24 protein-coding genes are annotated in these 26954 nt (G+C 36.4%); 23 read left to right on the forward strand and 1 reads right to left on the reverse strand.

From position 1 onward, the window contains the following. Window positions 1-20 precede the first annotated feature (20 nt). Together P397_RS0103310 and P397_RS0103315 are read left to right on the forward strand one after the other, a co-directional pair. Complete coding sequence (locus P397_RS0103310; protein ID WP_028105605.1) at window positions 21-734, forward strand: hypothetical protein; 714 nt, start codon at window positions 21-23, stop codon at window positions 732-734. A 211-nt stretch (window positions 735-945) separates the two neighbouring features. Beyond that, window positions 946-1872 (forward strand): LCP family glycopolymer transferase, encoded by a 927-nt coding sequence (locus tag P397_RS0103315; protein WP_028105606.1) that lies wholly within the window; start codon window positions 946-948, stop codon window positions 1870-1872. Window positions 1873-1921: 49 nt separating this feature from the next. On the opposite strand, the gene P397_RS0103320 is transcribed toward P397_RS0103315, so the two are convergent. Next, window positions 1922-3076: a hypothetical protein gene (locus tag P397_RS0103320; RefSeq protein ID WP_028105607.1), complete on the reverse strand. Its 1155-nt coding sequence runs from the start codon at window positions 3074-3076 to the stop codon at window positions 1922-1924. Between the two features lie 197 nt (window positions 3077-3273). Between P397_RS0103320 and P397_RS0103325 the strand changes: the two genes are divergently transcribed. From P397_RS0103325 to P397_RS0103425, 21 genes are all read left to right on the forward strand, one after another. Then, window positions 3274-4005: a YveK family protein gene (locus P397_RS0103325; protein WP_028105608.1), complete on the forward strand. Its 732-nt coding sequence runs from the start codon at window positions 3274-3276 to the stop codon at window positions 4003-4005. Next, window positions 3998-4693 carry a CpsD/CapB family tyrosine-protein kinase gene (locus tag P397_RS0103330; protein WP_028105609.1) on the forward strand — a complete coding sequence of 232 codons (696 nt, stop codon included), beginning with the start codon at window positions 3998-4000 and terminating at the stop codon, window positions 4691-4693. The genes P397_RS0103325 and P397_RS0103330 overlap by 8 nt, the downstream gene beginning before the upstream one ends. 11 nt (window positions 4694-4704) lie before the next feature. Further along, window positions 4705-5469 carry a tyrosine-protein phosphatase gene (locus P397_RS0103335; RefSeq protein WP_028105610.1) on the forward strand — a complete coding sequence of 255 codons (765 nt, stop codon included), beginning with the start codon at window positions 4705-4707 and terminating at the stop codon, window positions 5467-5469. Window positions 5470-5659: 190 nt separating this feature from the next. Then, a complete protein-coding gene (gene galU / locus P397_RS0103340; protein WP_028105611.1) occupies window positions 5660-6547 on the forward strand; it encodes a UTP--glucose-1-phosphate uridylyltransferase GalU in 888 nt (295 codons plus the stop codon). A 16-nt stretch (window positions 6548-6563) separates the two neighbouring features. Next, window positions 6564-7316 carry a sugar transferase gene (locus P397_RS0103345; protein WP_081776946.1) on the forward strand — a complete coding sequence of 251 codons (753 nt, stop codon included), beginning with the start codon at window positions 6564-6566 and terminating at the stop codon, window positions 7314-7316. A gap of 21 nt (window positions 7317-7337) precedes the next feature. Further along, on the forward strand, window positions 7338-8282 hold the full coding sequence (gene fcl / locus P397_RS0103350) for a GDP-L-fucose synthase (protein WP_028105613.1): 945 nt from the start codon (window positions 7338-7340) through the stop codon (window positions 8280-8282). Window positions 8283-8299: 17 nt separating this feature from the next. Next, the gene (gmd, locus tag P397_RS0103355) at window positions 8300-9379 is read left to right on the forward strand and encodes a GDP-mannose 4,6-dehydratase (RefSeq protein WP_028105614.1); all 1080 of its coding nucleotides are present in this window, start codon (window positions 8300-8302) and stop codon (window positions 9377-9379) included. Then, the gene (locus tag P397_RS17065) at window positions 9372-10682 is read left to right on the forward strand and encodes a flippase (protein WP_152539583.1); all 1311 of its coding nucleotides are present in this window, start codon (window positions 9372-9374) and stop codon (window positions 10680-10682) included. The genes gmd and P397_RS17065 overlap by 8 nt, the downstream gene beginning before the upstream one ends. A 25-nt stretch (window positions 10683-10707) precedes the next feature. After that, window positions 10708-11847 carry a glycosyltransferase gene (locus tag P397_RS0103365; RefSeq protein ID WP_028105615.1) on the forward strand — a complete coding sequence of 380 codons (1140 nt, stop codon included), beginning with the start codon at window positions 10708-10710 and terminating at the stop codon, window positions 11845-11847. 15 nt (window positions 11848-11862) lie between these two features. Further along, window positions 11863-12468, forward strand: a complete 606-nt coding sequence (locus P397_RS18120; protein ID WP_035414031.1) for an acyltransferase — start codon at window positions 11863-11865, stop codon at window positions 12466-12468. Window positions 12469-12491: 23 nt separating this feature from the next. Continuing rightward, window positions 12492-13670, forward strand: a complete 1179-nt coding sequence (locus P397_RS0103375; protein ID WP_028105617.1) for an O-antigen ligase family protein — start codon at window positions 12492-12494, stop codon at window positions 13668-13670. Further along, the gene (locus tag P397_RS0103380; protein WP_028105618.1) at window positions 13648-14877 is read left to right on the forward strand and encodes a glycosyltransferase; all 1230 of its coding nucleotides are present in this window, start codon (window positions 13648-13650) and stop codon (window positions 14875-14877) included. The genes P397_RS0103375 and P397_RS0103380 overlap by 23 nt, the downstream gene beginning before the upstream one ends. Then, window positions 14870-15418 carry a WcaF family extracellular polysaccharide biosynthesis acetyltransferase gene (locus tag P397_RS0103385; protein ID WP_028105619.1) on the forward strand — a complete coding sequence of 183 codons (549 nt, stop codon included), beginning with the start codon at window positions 14870-14872 and terminating at the stop codon, window positions 15416-15418. The genes P397_RS0103380 and P397_RS0103385 overlap by 8 nt, the downstream gene beginning before the upstream one ends. Beyond that, the gene (locus tag P397_RS0103390; RefSeq protein ID WP_028105620.1) at window positions 15396-16661 is read left to right on the forward strand and encodes a glycosyltransferase family 4 protein; all 1266 of its coding nucleotides are present in this window, start codon (window positions 15396-15398) and stop codon (window positions 16659-16661) included. Before P397_RS0103385 ends, P397_RS0103390 begins: the two co-directional genes overlap by 23 nt. A 26-nt stretch (window positions 16662-16687) precedes the next feature. After that, window positions 16688-18079, forward strand: coding sequence for a sugar phosphate nucleotidyltransferase (locus P397_RS0103395; protein ID WP_028105621.1), 1392 nt, complete (start codon window positions 16688-16690; stop codon window positions 18077-18079). Window positions 18080-18138: 59 nt separating this feature from the next. After that, complete coding sequence (locus P397_RS0103400) at window positions 18139-19209, forward strand: hypothetical protein (RefSeq protein WP_028105622.1); 1071 nt, start codon at window positions 18139-18141, stop codon at window positions 19207-19209. Between the two features lie 14 nt (window positions 19210-19223). Then, window positions 19224-20177, forward strand: coding sequence for a mannose-6-phosphate isomerase, class I (gene manA / locus P397_RS0103405; protein ID WP_028105623.1), 954 nt, complete (start codon window positions 19224-19226; stop codon window positions 20175-20177). Between the two features lie 28 nt (window positions 20178-20205). Continuing rightward, window positions 20206-21933: a phospho-sugar mutase gene (locus tag P397_RS0103410; RefSeq protein ID WP_028105624.1), complete on the forward strand. Its 1728-nt coding sequence runs from the start codon at window positions 20206-20208 to the stop codon at window positions 21931-21933. Between the two features lie 19 nt (window positions 21934-21952). Next, entirely contained in the window at window positions 21953-23119 is a 1167-nt protein-coding gene (locus tag P397_RS0103415; RefSeq protein WP_028105625.1) for a nucleotide sugar dehydrogenase, read from the forward strand. Window positions 23120-23323: 204 nt separating this feature from the next. Continuing rightward, on the forward strand, window positions 23324-25627 hold the full coding sequence (locus P397_RS0103420) for an immunoglobulin-like domain-containing protein (RefSeq protein ID WP_028105626.1): 2304 nt from the start codon (window positions 23324-23326) through the stop codon (window positions 25625-25627). Window positions 25628-25922: 295 nt separating this feature from the next. Next, entirely contained in the window at window positions 25923-26945 is a 1023-nt protein-coding gene (locus P397_RS0103425) for an OB-fold nucleic acid binding domain-containing protein (RefSeq protein WP_028105627.1), read from the forward strand. Window positions 26946-26954: the final 9 nt, after the last annotated feature.

Consider the following 26954-nt stretch of genomic DNA (forward strand, 5'->3'; position numbering starts at 1 on the left):
TTAGAAAAGAGCGAAAACACATGACAACAACATTTGGTAAATTGACAATTGCGGCAATTCTTGCCGGTTCAACATTAATCGCAGGAACAGCACAAGCGGCAACCAAAGAAGAAATCCAAGCAACGACACAATTCGAAGCTTTGAAAACAGGGATGACAATGGAGCAAGTCGCAAAAGTGCTCTACGGCAAAAGTTATAAAACACAGTTAACGAAAAAAGACGGGTCGACGATGTTAAAGAAAAAACCAGAGTTCGCGGATAAAGAAGACGGTCAGAAATTTGCCGCTTACAACTTTTACGACACGAAAGTAAAAGTGGCACCGACCTATACAGCCTTATCATTTGCTACGAAAACCAAGGATTCGGTCTACCGCCTGACTTCAAAAATGATTAACGTGACTGCGAAAACAAAGCTTGGTGTCCGGGAAAGTAAGATGCAGCTGACAAAAGGTGCAAAACTGACGGAAGGCATGACGGAACAACAACTCGATGCCGTCTTAACGGGTAAAGGACTCGGGGAATGGATGGACTGGTCGAACTTTGACTACTCGATGGTCGCTTCAAAAGCGGAAATTAAGCTAGGGCTGGCTGACCCGATCATGATGAAGTCATATGTCTTCCAGACGACGGATCCGAAAAAACGAATGGTCGTCAGCATGGACTACAACTTCAAGAAAAAAATCTACGAAGTCTTTATGTACGAAAAAGTATCAACAACGGAGTCGTTACTTTAATTCAACGAAACACACGCTATCTAAACGAATTTTGATGAAAAAGAGTTTACCAACCGGTAGACTCTTTTTTTCATCTTTTCCCGTTTTTTACAATTCACGGTCGATTTTCAGTATACTCGACTGTAAGATCGTTTTTATTCGACCGATAGTAACGAGAACTAATGAAGTTACATAGGAAAAAGTAGCATATAATAGAAGGGAACGTGAAAACGTGGAACGTGTCAAAAAAAGAAGGAAAGTCAAAAAGCGGTGGACGCCGTTAAAAATTTTACTGTTGATTGCTTTAGTGTTGGTGATTGGGGTCGGAGGATTCATCGGCTATACGTATTATCAGGTCGACCAGACCGTCAAAAAAATTCAGTCGCCGGTCAAAAATACGGGCGACACAGTCGTCGAAAAACAAAAACCAGTCTCTGTGTTGTTACTCGGAGTCGATCAACGTCCGGGCGAGCGGGGACGGAGTGACTCGATTATGATCATGACACTCAACCCAACGCAAAATGAAAGTCGCCTAATCAGCATCCCACGAGATACGAAAGTCGAGATCGTCGGTCGCGGGACAAATGATAAAATCAACCATGCCTATTCATTTGGTGGACCGGAGATGGCCATCAAAACCGTTGAGAAATTCCTCGATATTCCGATCAACTACTATGCGGAAATCAACATGGAAGGCTTTACCTCACTTGTCGATGCGGTTGGTGGTGTTACCGTCAACAACGATTTAGATTTTAAAGTTGGTGAAAAGCAGTTCACCGTCGGGAAAATTAACTTAAACGGGGATGAAGCTTTAAAATATACGCGGATGCGATACGAAGATCCACGTGGTGACTTTGGTCGTCAAATGCGTCAACGTCAAGTCATCGAACAAGTTGTCGCCAAATTATCCTCGGACGTCTCCGTCAGTAAATTCAATGCAATCATGGATGTCGTCGGGAAAAACGCTCAGACGAATGTGTCGTTCAAACCGATGCGGACACTTGCCTTTGACTACATGGATGCTTTCCAAAATCAAAAGAATTTAAAGCTTGAAGGAACAGGTGGAAAAGAAGCGGATGGCATTTATTACTGGAATCCGACAGAAGATTCACTGGCACAAACAAAAACTGCATTACGTTACTCGTTAGGTCTCGAGTAAGCAAAAGGGACAATCCACTTTTCGGATTGTCCCTTTGTGTTTTATCAGGTTATAAATTTTGTTCGGCCAAACGTACCCGGCTGAAACTTGTCCCGGCTTTTTCAAAACGTTGCAGGCGATAAGAATTACTTGTAACCAGTCCCGTTGTGTCCGTTTCGAGTTGAAGCGGTGCAAGGGTGGCTAGTTCAGCATTTGTGATCGCCGTTTCCGACCAGTCAATTGCGATGACTTTATCATTTTGGAGCGTAAAGAAATGATTACCATAGAACAAATAAATATTTACCTTATCAGGATATGTACGATCAGGTTCACCATACATACTATTCAAATCTTCGGCAGATTTGCCGATAAGGTCAATGAGCGTCTCGGTAACGAAGCTCGTATCGAGATTATCACCGACCCATGTCAATAACGATTCGTCGGCGATCGCATCTTCTTTCAGTGATTTTGTCGTATCCACTGTTTTGATATAGCCGGTCAATTCGTCCGTCAATTCGATTTTACTGACGGTATCGGTTGTTTCAAGAATCCGGTACCCGTCACCGAAGTCAGCTTCATAGAGGGTATCAGTTAGACCGGAGTCACTGTAGATGTTCGTGTTACGTGTTTTGACGTAAAGCACGTTAGCTTCGGCTTTGGCGTCTGTTTTCGGTTCTTTTGTTTTCTCTTCCGACTTTTCAACGGTCACGGGTTGCTCAACCGTTGATTTTGGTTCCGTTGCTGCTGGACGCGCTAAATAGTTGGAGTAGACATAAGTACCGGCGGCACCCAACAAGAAACAGAGGAGCAGTAGTGCTAGCCAACCCCAAGGGATTTTTCGTTTGACGCGAGGTTCGGTCCGGACTTTGACTTTTTGCCGACGGGGTTCCGTCTCGCGATGTGTGCGTGATAAAGATGGCACGATTTCTTCCTCTTCTCGTTGGACAATCGGACCGTCTTCTTTCAGGATCGGTCGGGCGACAAGTGTCCCATAAAAGTCAGCGAGTTGGGAATGGTGTTTACCGGCTAAAAAGGCGGTCCACTCCTCGGCCGTGACGGTATCTTGTTTGAACGGAACGAGTGGTTCTTGTCCGGTCAGACGAATCATTGTGTCTGTCAAAGATTCGGTTGACGCGAGACTGGCACGAATCCGTTCGTGGAGTCGTTTGATGTCTTCTTCTGAGTGCGATGTATAGTATTGGAGTGCTTGTAACGAGCGATGCATGAAGATCTTCCTCCTATGTCGATATCCGGAAATCCATGTAAAAAGAAACATGTCATTCTTTATTATACGCAACAAATTTCAAAAAACGTATGTTATTTCCTGAAATTTAATCAACCATTTCCCAATTTTTTGTTATACTGAGGTCTAGTTGATGAAAATTTCATCGAATTAGACAGATAAAGGAGAATAATTAAACCATGAATGAAACGATTAGTTTACAAGAACTATTTTCAATTTTGAGAAAATCGCTTTGGCGGATTCTCGCACTGACAATCGTCGCAGCCCTTATCTCATTTGCTGTCAGTACGTTTTTAATCAAACCGACCTATCAGGCCGGCACACAAATTCTCGTCACACCGAAGAAACAGGAAAACGATGTGATTGATGCCGCACAAGTTCAATCGTCCGTCACCCTTGTCAATACATACCGTGTCATTATCAAAAGTCCAGCCATTTTAGAAAAAGTCCAAGCTGAAGTTGAAAATGCACCAGACAGCATCAGTGCCTTAAACAACATGATTACAGTTGAAAGTGAACAAAATTCACAGGTCATCAACGTCTCGGTCCAAAATACGGATGCAGCGCTCGCTTCAAACGTTGCGAACTCTGTCGCCAAAGTGTTCAGTGAAGACATCACGGAACTTATGAATGTCGATAACGTCAAAGTTTTATCGGTTTCTGGTATTCCAACGGCACCAGTTAGTCCAAATATTTTACTTAATACAGCAATTGCAGCCGTCGTCGGCTTTTTACTTGGTGTCGGTCTGGCCTTCTTACGTGAAGTTCTCGATCGCCGGATTCGGACAGAAGAACAAGTCCAACAAATCTTGGATCTACCGGTTTTAGGCAGTATCCCAGATATCGACAGTAAAGTCTTTAATGCATCAAAAAAGGCGTCAAAACGAGAGGCGGTTAAACAGTATGGCTAAGAAAAGTAAAATGAACAAAGACGCACGGAACTTGATTACCGTCACCCAACCCAAATCGCCGGTCGCTGAGCAATACCGGACGATTCGGACGAATATCGAATTCATGGCGGTTGACCAAGAAATTCAAGTCATATTAGTAACTTCAGCAACTCAAGGGGAAGGCAAGTCGACGACCTCTTCGAACTTAGCCGTCGCTTATGCCCAGCAGGGTAAAAAAGTCTTAATCATTGATACCGACATGCGTCGTCCGACGGTCCACTATACGTTCCGAGTCGCGAATGGTCTAGGGTTATCAAGTCTTTTGACGCGTCAAGCCGAACTTGAAAAAGCGATCCTACCAACAAAAGTTGATAACTTATCAATCTTGACAGCAGGACCGATTCCACCAAACCCCGCTGAGCTGTTGTCGTCAAACGCAATGGCAAAACTGATTTTGCACTTACGTGATGAGTACGATGTGATTGTGTTGGACGCGCCTCCGTTACTTCAAGTTGCTGACAGCCGAATTACGTCAAAACTGACAGATGGTGTTGTCTTAGTTGTTGGTTGTACAACATCGGATCGTCAACGTGTCTTGAAAGCAAAAGAACAATTGGAACTCGCTGAAGCAAAAATTCTTGGGGTCGTCTTAAACCGTCGTGAACTGACAGATGATTCAGCGTATCAATACTACTATTCCTATGAGTGAGGGATTCCATCATGGTTGATCTACATTGTCATTTACTTCCACTCGTCGACGATGGTCCGGCAAGTGTCGAGCAGGCATTACGTTTAGCAGAACAGGCTGCAAATGAGGGGGTCACACGAATTATTGCGACACCGCATTTGTTCCATCCCCAATTTGAAACGATAGACGTCGATGTCCGACTGACTGTTGCGGAGTTAAACGTGTTACTAAAACAACGCAACATTCCAATCACAGTTTATCCTGGACATGAAGTTCGGTTGACGGGCGAGTTGATGGAAGAAGTGAAGACGGGTGTTGCCTTGTCACTCGCTGACTCACGTTATCTGCTAGTGGAATTCCCATCAACCGGGATTCCTTCATACGCACGACAAGTGTTTGCGGAATTGATTTCAGACGGCTATATTCCAGTTATTGCCCACCCGGAAAAAAATAAAGCCATCATTCAAAATCCAACGTTACTGTTCGATCTGATTTCGAATGGCGCAATCAGTCAAGTGACATGTGCCAGTCTAATCGGCAAGTACGGTAAAGATGTGCAACGGTTTGCTGTTGCCTTGCTTGGAAATGGTCTTGCACATTTGGTAGCTTCTGATGCACATCATGTGGAGAAACGTCCGTTTTATTGGAGAGAATGCCGGAAGTTCCTGGCGCAGGAACTCGAAGGTTGGTTATACGATGAAATTTATGAAAATAACGAAGCAGTGTTACTAAATCAATTGGTAGCCATTAATCCACCAAACCCAGTTGAAAAGAACTGGAAAGGTCAGTGGGTATAATACATTTTTGTCTGAAATAAGAACGAAGAGAGTAAAATTCAGCTCTCTTTTTTCTATGTTAACGCTTACATTATTAAAATATGGAAAAGATTATGGTAGAGTTACCATTGATGTGTTATCTTAATTTACATAAAGAATGCCAAGTTGATTATATTATGGGAATCTAAATATAGTACTAGGAGTGAATTTTATGAATCGTGTAAAAAAGGCGGTTATTCCAGCTGCTGGACTCGGGACACGTTTTTTACCAGCCACGAAAGCGATGCCTAAAGAAATGTTACCGATTGTCGACAAACCGACGATTCAATATATCATCGAAGAAGCAATTGAATCGGGAATTGAAGATATTTTAATCATTACAGGTAAAGGGAAACGAGCGATTGAAGATCACTTTGATTCTGTACCTGAACTAGAAGAAAATTTGATTTCTAAAAATAAGTCGGAATTACTTTATTTAGTTGAAGCGACAACAAACATCAATATCCATTTTATTCGTCAATCGAAACCAAAAGGCCTTGGAGATGCAATCCTCCAAGCAAAAGCATTTATTGGGAACGAACCATTTGTTGTCATGCTAGGGGACGATATCGTTCAAGCCGATATCCCTTGTACACGCCAGCTGATTGAACAGTACGAGATTACAAATAGTTCAATCATTGGTGTTCAACCAGTTGCAGACGAAGATACACACCGTTATGGAATCGTCGATCCAAGTACTAGCATCACAGATCAATTACATAAGGTAAAATCATTTGTCGAAAAACCTGCTCCAGGAACGGCACCATCAAACCTAGCGATTTTAGGTCGCTATTTATTAACACCTGAAATTTTTAAATATCTCGAAACACAAGAGGTCGGATCGGGCGGTGAAATTCAATTGACCGATGCGATTACCCGACTTAATGAGATGCAAAGAGTCTTTGCCTATGAATTTGACGGAAAACGTTATGATGTGGGTGAAAAGCTCGGTTTCATTCGTACGACGTTAGAATTCGCTCTAAAACGTGAAGATTTAGGTAATGACGTACGTGAAATGATGTATGAACTACTCGATTTGAAAGTTCCAGTAACTGAATAAAAAGGAGAGTGTAATTTTGGATAAATCAAGTTCCATCCATGAGGAAACAGCTGTCACGGCACTCGCAGATTCTCCTTCTGTTTCAAAAGTGTTGCTTGAAGAAACACACTTTGAAAGAGTGCCAGATACTTTTGTTGTTACGCCAATTCCATTAGAGGAGTCTAAGAGCTATCTTATTTTAAAAAGACTATTAGATATCGTCGGATCATCACTTGGAATACTCATACTGAGTCCGTTTTTAGTTTTATTGGCAATTATCATTAAATTTGAAGATAAAAATGCATCAATTTTTTTCTCTCAAGATCGAGTTGGCTTAGATGGAAAAACATTCAAAATGTTTAAGTTCAGATCGATGGTTTCGGATGCAGAAGAGCGCTTGGCTAATCTGTTACAGCAAAATGAGACAACGGGTGCTATGTTCAAAATGGCCAATGACCCTCGTGTTACAAAAGTAGGTCGCTTTATTCGTAAAACAAGTTTAGATGAGTTGCCACAATTATGGAATGTATTAAAAGGTGAAATGTCGCTTGTCGGTCCACGTCCACCATTGCCACGGGAAGTGGCAGAATATACTTCGTATGACTTGCAACGTCTTTCCGTTGTCCCGGGATGTACAGGTTTATGGCAGGTAAGCGGTCGAAGTAATATTGGTTTCAAAGAAATGGTGGATTTAGATATTTTATATATTAAAACTAGAAGTTTTATGATGGATTTGAAAATTATTGTAAAAACCATTGCAGTATTGTTTGGTTCAAAAGATGCGTACTAATTTAAGAAAGTAGTGTGAATGATGAATAAGAGTTCTAAAATTTATGTCGCAGGACATCGTGGGTTAGTTGGATCAGCGATTCTTCGTAAACTAGAAAAAGAAGGTTATAAAAACTTAATCGTTCATACAAGTAAAGAGCTTGATTTACGCGATAAGCAACAAGTGGATTCATTTTTTGAACTTGAAAAACCAGAATTCGTATTCTTGGCAGCAGCTAAAGTAGGTGGAATTGTTGCAAACAATGAATTCCCGGCAGACTTTATCCGCGATAACTTAATGATTCAAACGAATGTAATTGATGCTTCGTATCGGAATCAAGTCGAGAAGTTATTGTTCCTTGGTAGTACATGTATTTATCCTAAATTAGCTCCTCAGCCTCTAAAAGAAGAGTATTTGTTGACGGGTCCATTAGAACCAACAAATGATGCTTATGCTTTAGCTAAAATTGCAGGAATCAAAATGTGTCAATCCTACAACAAACAGTATGGAACAAATTACATTTCAGCGATGCCGACAAACCTTTATGGAGAAAATGATAATTTTGACCTTCAATCCTCTCACGTAATGCCGGCTTTGATTCGTAAATTCCATGAAGCAAAATTATCGAATCAATCGTCAGTTGAAGTATGGGGAACAGGAACACCAAAACGTGAATTCCTGTATTCAGATGATTTAGCAGATGCCTGCGTGTACTTAATGAATCATTACAATGAGGATGAAATCATCAACATTGGTGTTGGAGAAGACGTATCGATTAAAGAACTGGCTGAAACGGTGCAACGGGTAGTCGGATTCAAAGGTGAACTGAAATTTGATACGACAAAACCAGATGGTACACCACGTAAATTAGTTGATACAACAAAAATCAATCAGCTAGGCTGGAAAGCTGATGTGAAATTAGAAGATGGTATTTCATTAGCATACGAGTGGTTCTTAAATAATACAGAAACCTTAAAAAAAGTATAATCATAGGAGTGAATCAAATGAAAAAGGCATTGATTACAGGAGTTACAGGACAAGACGGATCATATTTAGCAGAATTTTTACTTGGAATGGACTATGAAGTCCACGGTGTAATTCGCCGTAGTTCTTCTTATAACCAAGAACGTCTAGAAGACGTCATGAATGAAAATGAAGCAGAATCAATGTATAACAATGAAAACTTCCACCTTCATTATGGAGATATTACAGATACTTCAAATGTCATCCGTTTGATCAGTGAAATTAAGCCAGATGAAATCTATAACTTAGCTGCTCAGTCGCACGTACGTGTATCATTTGACGTACCAGAATACACAGCAGATGTCGATGCGGTTGGTACATTACGAATCCTTGAAGCCGTAAAAATTCTTGGATTAATTGAAACAACTCGTATTTATCAAGCTTCAACTTCAGAGCTTTACGGAAAAGTTCAAGAAGTTCCACAATCAGAAACAACACCATTCTATCCACGTTCACCATACGGTGTCGCTAAAATGTATGGTTTCTGGATTACGAAAAACTACCGTGAATCGTATAACATGTTTGCTGTAAACGGTATTCTTTTTAACCATGAATCAGAGCGACGCGGCGAAACATTCGTTACACGTAAAATTTCGCTTGCAGCAGCACGAATCGCACAAGGAAAACAAAAAGAATTAAAATTAGGTAACCTCGATTCATTACGTGATTGGGGTTATGCGAAAGACTATGTCGAGTGTATGTGGTTGATGTTACAACACGATAAGCCGGAAGACTTTGTCATTGCGACAGGTGAAATGCACACAGTTCGTGAATTTGTTGAGCTAGCATTCAAACACGCGGGTATCGATGTTGAGTGGACTGGAACAGGTGTAGAGGAAAAAGGATACAACAAAGTGACCAAAGAATTGATTGTATCTGTTGATCCGAAATTCTTCCGTCCAGCAGAAGTAGAACAACTTCTAGGAACACCTGAAAAAGCGAAGAGCGTTTTAGGGTGGAATCCTACTAAGACGTCGTTTGAACAGCTTGTAGAAATCATGGTTAAACATGATTTAGATAAGGTTTCGAAAGAAACAGAAAAAGTAAGAATGTTTGACTAATGTAATGAAAAGTAACACATTTTCCGGGAAAAATATTTTTAAAAATACCAGTTGGTTGTTTTTCGAAAAAATTTTTATAATGGCTATTAATTTTTTTGTTTCACTTTGGATGGCTAGATATTTTGGACCTGAAAAATTTGGAGACTATAACTATGCATTAGCGATAGTTTCCTTATTTTCATCCTTTGTTCCTTTAGGATTGATTGGGTATCTTGTGAAAGAACTTTCTCAAAATCCTGAAAATGAAAGGGAAATTTTAGGGACTTCTTTTTTATTAAGACTATTGGGTGGGGTATTAGGATTTATTATTTCGACTATAGTTGGATTATCTTTTATAAAAGATGATGATGTATTTATACTGTTTATGTTTTTTAATATAATGCTTCTTATTCAGCCGTTTGAAGTTATATATTTATTTTTCGAATCAAAAATTCAATCTAAAGTATCTGTAATGTCTAGACTAATCGGATTTGTTATTTCTTCACTGATTAAAATAATCCTAATATTAAATAATTCTTCTTTAGAAATTTTTGGTTTGGTATATGTGAGTGAATTTATTTTTTCACTAATATTAATTACATTTTATTATAATAAAAAAGTAATTAATATTAAAAAATGGAATTTTTCTAAAGATTTATCAAAAAAATATTTGAAATCTACTTGGCCTCTGATGTTATCAAGTTTGTCGGCAATCATATATTTAAAAGCGGATCAGATAATGCTAAACAGTATGAGTGGAAGCAAAGAAGTAGGAATATATGCTGCTGCTGTGAAATTATCTGAAGTATGGTTTTTTTTACCGACTATTATAACATCGTCAGTTTTTCCAGTACTAATTTCATCTCGAGAAAATAAAAGTGAGTTTGAAAAAGTTTTGCAAAAAAATTATGACTTTTTGTTTGGCTTAGCGTTTTTTGCGGCAATACTAATTACTTTATTTGCTGATTTAATTATAAAGTATACCTATGGAATCGAATATCAAGATTCAGCATTAGTTTTAAAAATTCATGTATGGGGTGCAATTTTTGTATTTATGAAAGCTTTGCTAAATCGTTGGTTTATCATCGAAGAAATGCTGAAGTTTTCTGCATTTACTCATGTCTTAGGAATGGTTATTAATATTATTTTAAATATTTTACTTATTCCTAAATATGGAGCGATTGGAGCATCGATTGCAACTGTAATTTCTTATGTGTTTTCAATATATTTGATTACATTTTTATTTAAAAAAACAAGAAAAGAAGGAATAAAAATGACTAAGTCATTTTTTATCTTTTTTAGAATTTTTCGGAATAATTATTGATTCCGATGTATTTTTAGGAGGATATATGAAAAAGAATATAATTTATGTTCATCACTCTGGACTTTTGGGAGGTGCTCCTAAAAGTCTAACCTATCTTGTTAGAAAAATAAACACAGACGTGTATAATGCGACTATCTTAGGAATTAGAAAAGGTCCTGTATGGGATTTACTGAAAACTTCTGGTGCTAAACTAGTTCATAAAAATTTTATGTATCCTTTTCATGGATCCACAGTGTCTGGAATGAACATGAAGTTGTTCATAAGAAATTTGATAGGTGTAATTCCAACTTATCTAGTAACTTATAAATATATGAAAAAAGAAAAACCAGATATAGTTCATCTTAACAGCACATGTTTGTTTATAGTTGCAATGGCCACTAGACATGCTTTAAAAAATAAAGTCAATATAATATGTCATATAAGAGAACCCATCTTACAATCTTTTGTAGGGAATATACTGAGATATTTTAATTTAAAATATGTCAATAAATTTATTGCCATTGATGAATTTGATGCTAAAAGTTTAAGCGATAATGTAGAAAAAATAAGCGTAATTTATAATTTTGTAGATTTTAAAGAATATTATCCGAAACCTAAAAATACTGAACTAATGAAAGAAATGGATATAGATTCTAAAGATATAGTTTATTTGTATTTAGGTAGAATAGTGGAGGGTAATGGAGTTAAGGAAATGGTAAAAGCATTTAAAAATGCAATTTTAAAGAATCCAAATATAAAATTAGTTATTTCTGGTTTTTATGATAACGCAAACAATTCCTATGAAGAAGTGATAAAAAAAATGTGTTCTAACAATGATAATATAAAGTTATTATCTTTTGTTGATGATGTACCTAATCTTATAAGTATATCTGATTGTATAGTGTGTCCTTTCATAGAACCACATTTTGCAAGAAGTATAGTTGAGGGATCTGCAATGAAAAAGTTTTCGATAGGTAATAATATAGGTGGACCTAATGAATTAATTGAACACTTTAAAAGTGGTTACTTGTACTCTACGCAAAAAGAATTTGAAGAATATATTTTTGCAACTTCTATAAATAGAGAATTAAGAGAAAAACTTAGCAGTAATGCCTATAATTTCGCATTGAAAAACTTTGATTCTGAAATTAATTCAGATAGAACATTCAAACAATATATAAATTAAGGAATGATTTTATTGATGTTGAAAACAATTTTAAAGGTTAATAGAAAAGTACACAAAATATTTTGTTCGTTCCTTTCTATTGAAATTTTAAAAAGTGAGAATGTTTCTTTTCATAAAGATATAAATATAGTTGGAATACCTATAATCGAAAATTTTAGAAATGCAAAAATTACTTTGGGACAAAGACTAATAATTTGTTCAACCACAAATAGTAATCCTATGGGACTCAATCATAAAACTGTGATTAGAACTTTAGATGAATTTGCTGAAATAAGCATAGGTAACGATGTGGGTATAAGTGGTGCTTCAATTTGTGCAGCTGAAAAAATCACTATCGGAAATAATACGATGTTGGGTGCAAATGTACAAATTACAGATACAGATTTTCATCCTATTCAAATTAATAATAGAAGATATAGCAAAAAATTTATTAAAAAAAAGGCAGTAACTATAGAAGACAATGTATGGATAGGGGCTAATTCGATAATATTAAAAGGAGTAACTATTGGTGAAAACTCAATAATAGGTGCCGGTAGTGTAGTTACAAGTTCTATACCAAAAAATTGTATTGCAGCAGGATCACCAGCAAAGATTATAAAGCAAATAAGTGCTGAAGAATAGCTTTTTTAATAAGGAGATTTAAATTGGAATTATTAAATAAAAAAAGCAAAGCTGAAAACGTAAAGAGTTTTATAACTACCTTATTGATAATTTTATCGTCGGGCACGATAGTATTTTATAAACTTTATTATCTCGAAACAATTATATTTATATTTGTGTATTCTTTAATTTTTTATTTTCCAAGCAAGATCAATTTGAAATTATTTTCGATTTATTTTGCTTTTGTTACTATTTTAACAATGAACTTTTTTATACATCAAATAAATATAGATAGCTATCTTGGTTTAATGTTAAAAATCACTTCTATTTTTCTTATTTTTAATAAAATAAAAATTACTTCTTTATCTAAAAATTTTGTGAAAATAATGGTTTTCCTTGCTGCAACAAGCATCCCCTTCTTTTTTATAGGTTATTTCAATAGTGATTTTGTAAGACAATATATTGATATAACTAAAGTGTGGGATTCGGATTATAGAATAACACCATTATATGTATATGATTATTGGAATTTCGAAAGAAATAACGGCATCTTTTGGGAACCTGGAGCGTACCAAGCACTATTAAATATAGCTTTATTTTTAACGCTGAAAATTAAATTAAAATATAAAAAAATGTATATTCCTTTGTTGGTTTTAGCTATATTAACCACTTTTTCTACTACTGGATATATAATAACAGCGCTCATTTTTTTATATCATTTTAAAAACAAATTCTCAAATAATATAAAGCCTAAATATTTTTTACTTAGTTTGATTATAATCTTAATTTATTTGTACTTAGAAATAAAATTTTCAGTTATTTTCTCTAAGTTTCAAAGCGACAATTTTTCTTTTGATAGAAGATCGATAGATAGCTTTTCTAATTTTGAACTAATGCTAAAAAAACCTTTTGTAGGTTGGGGATACCAAAATAATGATGTTCTATACAATAATTATGGTATAAAAGACTCTTCAAATTCCCTATTGCAGTTTGGATATCAGTTTGGTTTGATACCTTTAATAATTCTTTTGGTATTGTATTGGAACTCTTTTAAAAAAATAACAAAAGATAGATTAGGGATTTTCATTTTGACTATTATGTTGTTAATTATTCTTATGACTGAGAACTTTTTATTGCAACCGTTATTTTTACTTATAATTTTTGGAAGTAGTTACAAAAGAGAGGATGTAAGCTTGAATAATGAAAAAAAAATTAGTTGGTGAAAATAATGAATTAGAAATTCTTTACGTAGCTCCATATGTTGATGAAAAGGTAAAAGAATTCAGAGGTTATGGTTCTTTACATCCAGCTGGAAATAAAAAAATAGTAGCAATTAATAATTTGTTCAAAAAAAATAATTGGAATTCTACCATCATTTCACCACTATTACTAAAAAAAAATACATTTAAAATATTTAAAAGTAAAAAAATATTTCTTAATGAATCTTTAGTGATATTTCCAACTACGATTGATGTTAAATTCCTAAGCTTGATCTTTAATCTAGTTTTCTCTCTATATGAACTTAGTAAGTGGGCGAAGTCAAATAAGCACAAAAGAAAAGTAGTAGTTTTTTATAATTATAGAGTTGAAACTTCTATTGTTGCATTATTTGCAAAAACTTTTTTTAAAATTCCTATAATAATTGATTATGAAGACGGAATTTATGCTGTAAAAGAAACTAACAAGTATTATCGCAAGTTGAGTTTATTGATAGAAAAAATGATGGATCCATTATTGAATGGCGCTGTTTTAGTAACATCTCTTTTAAAACAAAGAGTTGCTACAAACAACGTTGTTGTTGCTAGAGGAATCTATAATTCAACATCCGATACTCCATCACAAAACTTTATTAAAGAGTGTGCGAACCTGACTTACACTGGAAGGTTAGATTATGAGAGAGGTATAGAGGTTTTATTGGAATCCTTAAAATATATTGAAACAGAAAAAAAAATTAACCTTAGAATTTCTGGATATGGACCTATTCAAAAAAAAGTAGAAGATTTCATTACAGAAAACACCCTGAAAGATATAAATATTGAATTTTTAGGATTTTTGAATGACAGTGATTATAATGAATTAATGATTAGCACTGACATTTTTATTAATCCTCAACGCGAAACAATTAAATTTAATGAATGTTCATTCCCTTCTAAAGTATTTGAGTATGCTAAGCATAGTAAGTTAATTATTTCTTCTAATGTTTCAGATGTAAAAGAAATGAGTGAAAATAGTATTGTTTTGTATGAAAATGATTGTCCTCAAAATTTAGGAAACGCAATTAGCGAAGCTATAGATCAATATAATGAAATATCCTCTGATTTCCCTATTAACTTGAAGGATTGGATGATTAATAATTCTTCGGAAACTGTATTATCTGAGAAAATGAAAATTTTGATAGAAGTTGCTTTGAAAGGTGAAAAAAATGCATAAAAATACTATGAATTTATCAAAATATGATCAGTCAAATTTTGATAGGGGTGCAAGTGGGTTTAAGATAATAATATGGTGGTTCATTCAAGGAACTTTATTTAGATTATCACTTCATAATATGTACAGATGGAGAGTATTTATTTTAAAAATTTTTGGCGCTAAGATAGGCAAACATGTAAAAATCAGATCTTCTGCAAAATTTACATATCCTTGGAAAATATCAATTGGAGACTATTCTTGGATAGGAGACGACGTTGTTTTATATAGTCTTGATTGCATTGACGTCGGAAGCAATACTGTAATTTCTCAAAAATCTTATCTTTGCACAGGTTCTCACGATATTTATTGTGAAAATTTCTCTTTGAAAACTAAACCAATCAAAATTGGAGATTCTGTATGGATTGCGACTGATTCATTCGTACATCCAGGAGTAGTTATAGGATCAAATTCAGTAGTAACTGCTAGAAGTACAATAAGGAAGAGTGTTGATTCAAATGTAATTGTAGGAGGACCTTTTGGTGAATATATTAAAGACAGATAAAAAGAAAATAACATTTGTAATTAACTATTTTCATCCTGATTACGCATCAACGGGTCAACTAATGACTGAACTTTGTCTGCATATCAAAGATGATTTTGAGATCACTGTTATTGCAGCACAACCCGGATACAGTCAAGATACCTATTCTGGAAGGCCTAAAAAGAAAATCGAAACAGCATGTTGGAATGGAATGAAGATTGTTCGTGTCCAACTACCTAGAGTAAATAAACGATCCAAGTTGAGTCGAATGAAATACATTTTACAATACTTTGCATTAGCTAACGTTGCTTTGTTAAAAGAAAAGAATGTAGATTTAATCTATACAATTTCGCAACCTCCGGTCTTAGGAGGACTGATAGGAACGATCGGAAAGTTTTTAAAAAGATCTAAGCACGTATACAATATTCAAGATTTTAATCCCGAGCAAGCAGCAGCTGTAAATTATACAGGTGGAACAGTACATAAGGTTGCTAAACAAATCGATCAGCTGAATTGTCGTTATTCTGATCACATCATTTTGGTAGGTAACGATATGAAACAGACACTTAAAAATCGTTTTGGAATAAATCATCAGCTCAGTCACAGTGTAATCAATAACTGGACGGATGAAAATGAAATCATTCCTTTATCTAAAAAGGATGTTCATGTTTCAGCTTTTTTAGAGGAACATCATCTTGAAAATAAGTTCGTCATCATGTATTCCGGAAACTTAGGCTTATATTATGATTTAGAAAACTTAATCAAAGTTTCTTCCACATTGCAGTCTATTCCAGACATCCACTTTTTGTATATCGGTGAAGGAGCATCGAAAAAAGAGATGCAAGACTACGTGTCTAAAGAAAACTTGAGAAATGTGACGTTTTTACCTTATCAACCAAAAGAATTCATCAAATACTCTTTAAATGTCGCAGATGTGCATTTAGTTGTGAATCAAAAAGGAATAAAAGGTGTTTCTGTTCCTAGTAAAATTTACGGTGTCATGGCAGCGGGAAAGCCTATTTTAGGAGTTTTAGAGCAAGGTAGCGAGGCAGAATTTTTAATTTCGAAAAGCAACTCTGGAGTAGTTTCTGAACCACAAGATTACGTTCATTTTGTTGAAAATATTAAAAATATTTATAATTTGACAAACGAAGAACGTTTGGAAATGGGAATGCGTGGTCGTCAGTATCTTGATGCTCATCTAAAAAAAGAACTTTCGCTTAATAGGTATAAAGAAACCTTAAATAACATCATTAATAAATAATAAGGATAGAAATGAGGAAGTGTGATATGAAGCTTGTTCTCTTATCAGGAGGGTCTGGTAAAAGACTATGGCCCCTCTCGAACGACACACGCTCGAAGCAATTTTTGAAAGTGCTTGAAAGCCATAATTTACAGGAACAGTCAATGGTCCAACGTGTATGGGGGCAACTTGAAGCGACAGGATTATCAGGCGATGCAATGGTTGCAACATCAAAAATGCAACGAGACATGATTCATGCTCAAATCGGTGAGCATATTCCTTTAATTATTGAACCTGAACGTCGTGATACCTATCCAGCGATTGCTCTTGCTGCGAGTCACCTACACTCAGTTCAAAACGTGAATGAGGATGAAGTGGTGGTTGTTTTACCAGTTGATCCTTATGTGGATGATCAATTTTTTGAGCAAGTTAAAGTGCTAGAGAAAATGTTGATTACAACTAACGCTGATTTAGCACTAATGGGCGTCAAACCAACATATCCTTCTTCTAAATATGGTTATATGGTTCCTACAATGGATTCTAGTATACCTAATAATCACATCCAAGTTCAAAAGTTTACAGAAAAACCTTCTGAGGAAGATGCCGCTACACTAATTGAATCAGGAGCCCTTTGGAATTGCGGTGTATTTGCTTTTCGTTTAGGATACTTACTCAAAACGCTCGAAGAAAATCATTTACCTTTAGATTATCAAAAATTACTAGCTATGTATGCAACATTACCTAAAATCAGCTTTGATTACGCTGTAGTCGAAAAAACAGACAATATCATCGCGGTTCCTTATGATGGGTACTGGAAAGATCTTGGGACATGGAATACGCTGACGGAAGAGATGGCAACGTCTCAAATCGGTAAAGGTGTCATTTCAGAAGATAGTACAAACACTCACCTTATTAATGAGCTTGATATCCCAGTAACAGTCATTGGAGTAAAGAATCTGGTGATTGCAGCTAGTCCTGATGGGATTTTAGTTTCTGAAAAAGAAGCGAGTCCAAAAATTAAAGATTATATCGGACAATACGACCAACCGCCCATGTATGAAGAACGGATGTGGGGCTGGACGCGAACGCTTGATTACGCTAAGTACGATGAACAAAAAGAAATGGTTACAAAACGGATTTGTATCTATGCCGGACGAAACTCTTCTTACCATCGCCATATGCTGAGAGATGAAGTTTGGACGATTGTTCGAGGTGAGGGAGACTTGGCAGTAGACGGACGGATTACTCGAGTTAAAGCCGGTGATATTGTTCATTTGCCAGCGGGGAAAGAACACGGTATTTATGCACTTTCTGAATTAGAGTTCATTGAGGTACAGACAGGTCTCGAGATTACAGAAGAAGACTTTGTACGTATTCATTATAAATGGTCGGATGTTCTCTCATGCTTCAATCAATCCGAGTCGCGTGTCATTTATTAATTACTTACTTGGGGAGAAAACCTATACTTCTCTCCTGTTTTTTTGTTTGGAGGAAATAAATGTATATCGCCTACTACATTTCAGATTATGGTTATGGTCATGCAACAAGAAGTGTTGCAATCATTCGTGAGCTTTTAAAAAGTAATGAAAACCTTAATCTTATTATTTGTCATAGTTTCGCTCAAAAATTCTTGCAGGAATCACTTAGAGATTCTCGTGTTACTTTTCGCACTCTTGAAACAGATATCGGTTATATCTTAAATCCTCAAACTTTAGAGCTAGATCATCTAAAAATTCAAGACATGTATGAAGAATATCTTGTGCATCGTAAACGAAAAATAAAGGGTGAACGTGATTTTTTAACTGAAAAAAATATTGACTATATTATTTCAGATATTTATTCGACAGCAATTGAAGCTGCCTATGATTTGAATATCCCAAGTATAGGAATTTCAAATTTTTTATGGAGTGATGTCTATAAAAATATCATTTCGGATTCTAAGCTTAAAGTTATGCAAGAGGCTTATGCGAAAATGACATACTACTTACCTTTAAAAGGACAAATTAATTCGAAAAGATACATGAATACATTCGATTTTTTCTCTCGAGAAATCAATCATTCCGAAGTAAGAAAAATTAAATCTAAATTAAACATATCTCTGTCGGACATTGTGATTTTTTATGGACTCGGTATGAAAATCGATCATAGTACTCAGTTCGATAATGATTCTTCATTATGGTCAACTGAAGGTTGTAAATTTATTGTCTCTTCGCATATAGACATAAGTCATCCAAATGTATTTAGAATCCCGAATGATTATACTGAAACACAAAATTATATAGCAGCTTCTGATTTTACAATTACAAAGCCCGGTTGGAGTACAGTAAGTGAATCAATAAATGGAAGTAGTAATTTATTATTGATTAAGCGTGACTCATTTATTGAGGATCAAAATACCATCGATGCACTTAATGGAAAAGCAAACTATCATGTAATATCTCTCGAAAAACTGAATCATTCCAAGTTTAAAGACACTCTACTGATGAAACATCATAAAAAATTTAAGCCAACTTCATCTGGGATGAGAGAAATAATAAAAAAACTAAATGACATTATGAGTAATTATTGAAACGAGGAATTATCATGATTATGAAATTAAAGCCTATTTTTCAAGAACGTATTTGGGGAAGCCAACGACTAAAAATAGATTTTAACTACGATATACCAAACGGGTCCATTGGAGAATGTTGGGGAATTTCAGCCCATCAAAACGGAGAAAATGAGGTCATTAATGGTCCTTATAGCGGTCGTACTTTATCTGATCTCTGGGCCAATTATCGTCAAGAATTGTTTGGTGACTTTACGCATGAAACGTTTCCTTTACTGGTTAAAATCCTGGATGCAACGGATGATTTATCTGTTCAAGTCCATCCAAATGACGAACAGGCATATAGATTGGAAGGAGAACGGTTCGGCAAAACAGAGTGTTGGTACGTTCTTGATGCTGAACCCGGTGCCGAGTTGATTCTTGGTCATACTGCTCAGACGAGAGCAGAACTAGAAACAGCTGTCTCAAACGAAGAATGGTCCAGCTTACTAAAAAAACAACCTGTTAAAAAAGGAGACTTTGTTTTTGTGGAGAGTGGAACTATCCATGCGATTGGTAAAGGAATCATGATTCTCGAGACGCAACAATCTTGTGACACGACTTATCGTGTGTATGACTTTGATCGAGTTGATGATAAAGGTACTAAACGTGAACTTCATCTAGAAAAAGCACTGACTGTGACGACAGTTCCTGACGTTCCAGTTCTCGCACGACCTTCTGAAAAAACTGTGCATGCCGGCACAATTCGAGCACTTGTCAAATCATCTGAATTTGATGTCTACCATCATCAAGTCAGCAAAGGGTACTCATATCCTTGTCGCGAACAGTTTTCGTTGTTAACTGTTATTGAAGGTGCTGGAGTTTTACAAAATGATGAAGAAACAATGGAAGTCAAAAAAGGTGATCACTTAATTATTACAAAAGATACAAGTGAGATATTGGTCGCTTCTGGAAACATGGAATGGATTACAAGTGAAATCGGTCGTTAAGATTAGATAGAGCATGATGGAGGAAGTTATGAATTATATTGAAAAATCGCAACAATGGACTACATACAGCAATCTTAATTTTGAATTGCAATCAGAACTTCATACAATATTGGACCAACCAAAAGAGTTAGAAGATCGGTTTTATAAAGCACTCGAATTCGGAACAGGTGGGATGAGAGGCGAATTAGGAGTCGGAACAAACCGTTTAAATATCTATACAGTTCGAAAAGCCATCGACGGACTCGCCCGTTATATTGTCGAGCAAGGAGAAGAAGCGATGCAACGTGGAGTTGTTGTTGCTTATGATTCCCGTCATAAGTCAGAAGAATTTGCAATGGAAATTGCTCAAGTACTTGGCCATTATCACATCAAGTCATATGTCTTTGATGCATTACGTCCGACACCTCAGTTATCTTTCTCGATCCGCTATTTGAATACATTTGCAGGTATCGTCATTACTGCAAGTCATAACCCTCCTGAATACAACGGGATTAAGATTTATGCGGAAGATGGCGGTCAAATGCCGCTTGAGATGGCAGATGTCATAACTTCTTACATCAACCAAGTCGAAAATGAACTGATGATTCCATTTGTACAATATGAAACTCTTTTGAAAAATGGTTTGTTACAAATGATTGGTGAAGAGTTTGATAAAGCATACCTGGCTGCACTTGATACTCTGCAACTTCGAAAATTTGCAAAATCTGATATGAAGATTGTATTTACACCTCTACACGGAACGGCGTATCATCTTGTTCCGGAAGGATTAAAACGATTTGGATTTGAGAATATCATTCTAGTAGAAGAACAAATGACTCCAGATCCAGAATTTTCAACGGTTGTCTCGCCCAATCCGGAGGAGCATGCTGCTTTCGAACACGCAATTCGTTACGGAGAAAAGCATGGTGCTGATCTGTTACTTGCGACGGATCCGGACGCCGATCGTTTAGGGGTTGCTGTCAAAAATGCGGAAGGACAGTATGAAGTGCTAACTGGAAACCAGACAGGTGCTGTAATGCTACATTATATTCTCGAGCAAAAGAAGCGATTAGGGACTCTTCCTGTGGATGGAGTTATACTCAAAACGATCGTTACTTCCGAGATTGGGCGTACAATTGCCCAAGATTATGGTATTGAGACAATCGATACACTAACCGGGTTTAAGTTTATTGGAGAAAAGATCAAACAATTCGAAGAACAGTCTTCTCATACATTTTTATTCGGATACGAAGAAAGTTATGGTTATTTGATTAAAGATTTTGCACGTGACAAGGACGCGGTTCAAGCGGCGGTATTCATTGCAGAGGTTGCAGCATACTATCATGAGCAAGGAATCACTTTACACACTGCACTTCTTAATTTAATGAACCGATACGGTTACTATCAAGAAGATCTTGTATCATTAACTTTAAAAGGTAAAGATGGTGCGACTCAGATTCAAGAAATGATGCAACAGGTTCGGCAATCTCCTATGAACGAAGTGGCAGGTAAGAAAGTAGTAATGATCGAAGATTACCTTTCAGGTCAAAGAAACAATTATCAAACTGGAGTAATGTCGCAAATTGATTTTCCTACTTCAAACGTATTGAAGTTGTATTTAGAAGGGGATACTTGGATTACACTCCGCCCATCTGGCACTGAACCAAAAATCAAATTTTACTTTAGCGTGAAAGAAGATACGATCGACTTAAGTAAAAGTATGTTGAGAAAGTTAAAAGAAGAATTCATGAACACGATCCAAGGTGTTACGATTTAATCTAAGGAGAAGCAAACATATGAAAATTACAGTAGCAGGGACAGGTTACGTTGGTCTTTCGATGGCTGTTTTACTCGCACAGCATAATGAAGTCACATCAATTGATATCATTAAAGAACGTGTCGAGCTCGTCAATGATCGGAAATCACCAATCGTTGATGCTGAAATTGAAAACTTTCTTCAAAATAAAGAGTTGAATTTGCGAGCAACAACTGACAATTTTGAGGCCTATAAAGAATCTGATTTTGTCATCATTGCAACGCCGACCGATTACGATCCAACACGGAATTACTTTAATACGCGTACGGTAGAGAGCGTCATTGCGACAGTTCTTGCGATTAATCCAGATGCTACGATGGTCATCAAATCGACGGTACCAGTTGGCTACACACAAGAATTAAAAGAGAAGTTCGATACACCAAATATTATCTTCTCACCGGAGTTCTTGCGTGAAGGACAGGCACTGCATGATAATCTTTATCCATCACGTATCGTCGTTGGTGAACAGTCAGAACGAGCACAACAATTTGCTGATCTGTTACTCCAAGGAGCTATCAAAAAAGATGTGCCGATTCTTTTGACAGATTCAACAGAAGCGGAAGCCATCAAGTTGTTCTCCAATACGTATTTAGCGATGCGTGTCGCGTTCTTTAACGAACTTGATACGTATGCAGAAGTCCGTAATCTTGATACAAAACAAATCATTGAAGGAGTGGGACTTGATAGCCGGATTGGCAACCATTACAACAATCCTTCTTTCGGATATGGTGGGTACTGCTTACCGAAAGATACAAAGCAACTCCTTGCGAACTATGATGAAGTGCCGAATAACATCATTGGGGCAATCGTTGAAGCGAACCGGACACGGAAAGATTATATTGCGGATACAATCATTAAGCAAAATCCGAAAGTCGTTGGAGTTTATCGCCTTACGATGAAAACGGACTCGGATAACTTCCGTGCTTCTTCGATTCAAGGTATTATGAAACGAATCAAGGCAAAAGGAATCGAAGTGACAGTCTTCGAACCTGTGTTGACGGAAGATACATTCTACAATTCACGTGTCATTCGTGATCTTGAAGCGTTTAAGCAAGAATCAGATGTCATTCTCTCGAATCGGATGCATCCTGAGTTGAGCGATGTTGAAGATAAAGTATATACGCGTGATTTATATAGTCGTGACTGAAAAAAGATTCCTTGTATGTTATGTACAAGGAATCTTTTTATTTTACTAAAATAGGTAAGCGAGGTAAAAGGTACCTTAAAATGAAATAGTATGTAACTGATAGAAGAGTAAGCTAACAATAAAAAGAGTTTATCTAATCGTTTAAATAGAATCTAATTCGATTTATTTAAGATTAGAAAATTATTTATGAAAACAGGAGGAAATATGAAGAAAATATTATTTTTGCTATTTGTATTATATTTATTCGCTGGAGATTTTAACGGCAAGACTGTCATCGCTTCAGCAAGTACAGACGTATCAGGAATTATTCGGGAAGATACCGTATGGACTAAAGAAAATTCACCCTATAACCTTGTAGGTGATATTCAAATCGATAATGGAGTGACTTTAAAAATTGAACCGGGAACAGTGGTCAATGGGAATAATAGAGGTATCTACAACTTAGGGATTCTAGAGGTAATAGGTAACTCGAATTCTAGAATAAAAATTAATAATACACATATCGTACCAGTTAACGATGAATACTCAAAAAAATGTTTGATTCATATTGAGTATACCGATATTATTTCAGGAAGTTTATATGGACCTAATGTTAGTGCGGGTTATGGAAGTTTAATTTTGAAAGATTCTAGAATATTTGATTTATCACAATTTATGTACATTTGGTATCCTAACAGTAACGTATATATTGAACGCAATGTATTTATGAATTCTCATAAAATTAGTGTTGGTACATCTGGTGATACAAAAGTCTATATTCGAAATAATATTTTTTATAATACTTTAGATAATACAATAGAAAATTGGAATAGCTCTGGATCATCAGAAACCATTGTAGAATTTAATTCGTTTTTAGGGTTTGGAAATGCACTGATATTACCTAATGGGTATCGTAATACAAAAATTACTGCCGTTAATAACTACTGGGGAACAGTAGATGAGACATCAATCGGACAAATGATATTTGATAAAAATGATGATTTGAGAGCTGGATCGATAATAGAATTTAAGCCTTATTTAACAGAACCAGATTCTAATACACCGACGATGGATGTTACAGCACCTGAAAAACCAACAGTTGATGAAATTACAGAAAAAAGTTTATTCATAACAGGTACAGCTGAAAAGCGTTCTACTATTAGTTTCTTTTTAGGATTAAACAATCAAAATTATAGTTTTGGAAAAACAATAGCAGATGACTACGGAAATTTTAAATTTCCAATAAATACGTTTCCTCCCAACACTGTGATTTCAGTAGTTGCTACGGATGATTGGTATAACAGTAGTGAAAGTACTTCTGTAACAGTGAAGGATATTACTGCACCGCTTGTCCCGACAATTTCTGAAGTCACCGATCAAACGACTGTCATTTCAGGGATGACCGAAGCAGACGCTGTGATTTTTGTTCATGTAGGATTGACAGAAATCGGTCAAACGATTGCTGGGAAAGACGGCGCATTCAAAGTAATGATTCCGAAGCAAGTGGCAGGAACGGATCTGACAATCACGGCAACAGATGATGCAGGAAACATCAGTCCAGCTGTAACGGTGCTTGTAGCTGATAAAACGGCACCGACCCTTCAGGTTAATCAGATCACTAATCGTTCAGGTCTCATCACAGGAACGGCTGAGTCGAAAGCGAAAGTGCAATTGACATATGCTGGTAAAATAATAGAAACAACGGCTGATGCAACCGGTAATTTCAGCTTTACGATTACAAAACCTAACACCAATGAAGAGTTCAGTTTTACGGCATCAGATAGTCTGGGAAATAAGAGTGAGGTTCTGAAATTGAAAGTGATCGATGCAACATTGCCTGTTATTAAAGGCGCGACGGATATCACAATTGAAGCAGGAATGCTCTTTGATAAAAAACTTAATGTCACCGCAATGGATGAGACGGACGGAAATCTTACGAAATCTATGTTAATTTACGGGATAGTAGACAGCAAGAAACCGGGAATCTACAGTCTGACATACAGCGCAAGAGACCGGGCAAGGAATCATGCGAGGATTATTCGCCGTGTAACCGTCAAAGATACGATTAAACCGGTTCTGTCAGGTGTAATGAACCAGTCGATCAATCTGAACAGTACGTTTGATCCGAAAAAAGGCATTACGTCAAAAGATAACATTGACGGGGACGTAACGAAGAGTATTCAAGTGTCGGGCAGCGTCAATCTGAAGAAAATCGGCACGTATACTTTGACTTACAAAGTCGCGGACCGCTCGGGAAATACGACGACCTTAATTCGTAAAATCACAGTTAAAGATAACGTCAAACCGGTCATTACGGGAGCGAAGTCAAAAACGATTAAGTACAAGTCGTCCTTCAATCCGATGACAGGCGTCACTGCAAAAGATAATATCGACGGTTCGTTGACGAAATCACTCAAAGTGACTGGCAGCGTCAATACGAAACGTAAAGGTATTTATGCACTGACATACACTGTAAAAGACAAAGCAGGGAACAGTACGAGTGTGAAAATTAAAATCACAGTACGTTGATGGTACCCAAGCAGAAAATTTTAGGGGGAAATGACGTAAAGAAGGCTTAATGAACTACCAACATCAAGTTTTCCTTGATTTTAAACAAGGTTAAAAGAGTGACGAGGGACTCCGTGAAAAGGGTTTTTCGTCACTTTTTTATTTTAGACAACGTGATTCAACAAAAAGAAACTATAACGAATACATATTGACCATTTATATTGAAAATGAAAATTAGAGTTTCCGAGGTTGTGTAAAATTAGAAATATAAGACAAAAATAAATATTGAATAGGAATTCTTAAGGAGAGTGTCTAAATGAAACAATCAAAAGGAATGTTTATCGGTTTGACCGTCTGCATACTTGTACTATTGGTCGGTGGAGCCATCTATAAACTAAATCTGTTTGGAAACGAGACAGCGAAAGAAACGAGTGAAGTTCAATCGGCAGAATCGGATAAAGCGACAAAAGACAGTGACATAATGTCCATTTCCTCTATTACCGAAGAGATGAAAGGGCAACAGAAAAAAATCATTGGTACAGTCACGGAACGTTCAACGAGTAAAGGGCATGTATTCTTAAAAGTGAACGATGATAGTGGGACGATCAGTGTGCCAATCTTTAAAGACAAGGGGATCGATTCGTCGATGTTTATGTCCGGCAAAACGGTTGCGGTCACCGGAAACGTTGATGTCTATCAAGGTAAGATTGAAGTCGTACCGCAAACAGAACAAGATCTCATCATGATGGAATCCAATCAGACTGAACAAATCACAAGTGATGATGTCGGTCAAACCAAGACCGTATCAGCCAAAATTATTTCAAAGTACGTTCATCCGAAAGGGCATATTTTCTTGACGGTCGAAAGTACGAATGGACAGACCTTAAAAGTACCATTATTCGTAAGCCTAAAACCCGATTCTTCCGAATATCCTGTTCATGCGACAGCTACGATTAAAGGAAAAGTAACAGAATATAAAGGAGAATTAGAACTTGTACCGGCAGCCTTACAAGATGTGACGTTGACGAATAAAACAGCAGAAACGATTAAGACACGGACACTGTCCTCTATTCAAAAATCAGATCGCGGATCGCAGGTTATCGTCGAGGGAATGGTCGAACAAGTAACAGAAAAGAATGATCATCTGTTTTTTCAACTAACTCAAGACAATAAACAAATCAAATCCGTCTTGTTTAAAGCGGATTCGCAAGAGATCAAGGGAAGAAAAGAACGGATTGAAAATGCGATGGTCGCGCAGTTTCCAATTCGAGTCATGGCAACCGTTGATATCTATCAAGATGAACTTGAACTCATCATTGATAAAGTCTTAGTAGATTAAAGGAGACGT

The organism is Exiguobacterium undae DSM 14481 (genome assembly GCF_000620805.1).
GTDB lineage: Bacteria > Bacillota > Bacilli > Exiguobacteriales > Exiguobacteriaceae > Exiguobacterium_A > Exiguobacterium_A undae.

What these genes read in the sequence shown, in the direction of transcription:
- P397_RS0103415 (WP_028105625.1), top strand. Translation starts at nt 21,953, where the DNA reads ATGAAAATTACAGTAGCAGGGACAGGTTACGTTGGTCTTTCGATGGCT.
- P397_RS0103395 (WP_028105621.1), top strand. Translation starts at nt 16,688, where the DNA reads ATGAAGCTTGTTCTCTTATCAGGAGGGTCTGGTAAAAGACTATGGCCC.
- P397_RS0103310 (WP_028105605.1), top strand. Translation starts at nt 21, where the DNA reads ATGACAACAACATTTGGTAAATTGACAATTGCGGCAATTCTTGCCGGT.
- P397_RS0103380 (WP_028105618.1), top strand. Translation starts at nt 13,648, where the DNA reads ATGAAAAAAAAATTAGTTGGTGAAAATAATGAATTAGAAATTCTTTAC.
- P397_RS0103410 (WP_028105624.1), top strand. Translation starts at nt 20,206, where the DNA reads ATGAATTATATTGAAAAATCGCAACAATGGACTACATACAGCAATCTT.
- P397_RS0103385 (WP_028105619.1), top strand. Translation starts at nt 14,870, where the DNA reads ATGCATAAAAATACTATGAATTTATCAAAATATGATCAGTCAAATTTT.
- P397_RS0103320 (WP_028105607.1), bottom strand. Translation starts at nt 3,076, where the DNA reads ATGCATCGCTCGTTACAAGCACTCCAATACTATACATCGCACTCAGAA.
- P397_RS0103425 (WP_028105627.1), top strand. Translation starts at nt 25,923, where the DNA reads ATGAAACAATCAAAAGGAATGTTTATCGGTTTGACCGTCTGCATACTT.
- P397_RS18120 (WP_035414031.1), top strand. Translation starts at nt 11,863, where the DNA reads ATGTTGAAAACAATTTTAAAGGTTAATAGAAAAGTACACAAAATATTT.
- P397_RS0103365 (WP_028105615.1), top strand. Translation starts at nt 10,708, where the DNA reads ATGAAAAAGAATATAATTTATGTTCATCACTCTGGACTTTTGGGAGGT.
- P397_RS0103325 (WP_028105608.1), top strand. Translation starts at nt 3,274, where the DNA reads ATGAATGAAACGATTAGTTTACAAGAACTATTTTCAATTTTGAGAAAA.
- P397_RS0103330 (WP_028105609.1), top strand. Translation starts at nt 3,998, where the DNA reads ATGGCTAAGAAAAGTAAAATGAACAAAGACGCACGGAACTTGATTACC.
- galU (WP_028105611.1), top strand. Translation starts at nt 5,660, where the DNA reads ATGAATCGTGTAAAAAAGGCGGTTATTCCAGCTGCTGGACTCGGGACA.
- manA (WP_028105623.1), top strand. Translation starts at nt 19,224, where the DNA reads ATGATTATGAAATTAAAGCCTATTTTTCAAGAACGTATTTGGGGAAGC.
- P397_RS0103420 (WP_028105626.1), top strand. Translation starts at nt 23,324, where the DNA reads ATGAAGAAAATATTATTTTTGCTATTTGTATTATATTTATTCGCTGGA.
- fcl (WP_028105613.1), top strand. Translation starts at nt 7,338, where the DNA reads ATGAATAAGAGTTCTAAAATTTATGTCGCAGGACATCGTGGGTTAGTT.
- P397_RS0103335 (WP_028105610.1), top strand. Translation starts at nt 4,705, where the DNA reads ATGGTTGATCTACATTGTCATTTACTTCCACTCGTCGACGATGGTCCG.
- gmd (WP_028105614.1), top strand. Translation starts at nt 8,300, where the DNA reads ATGAAAAAGGCATTGATTACAGGAGTTACAGGACAAGACGGATCATAT.
- P397_RS0103400 (WP_028105622.1), top strand. Translation starts at nt 18,139, where the DNA reads ATGTATATCGCCTACTACATTTCAGATTATGGTTATGGTCATGCAACA.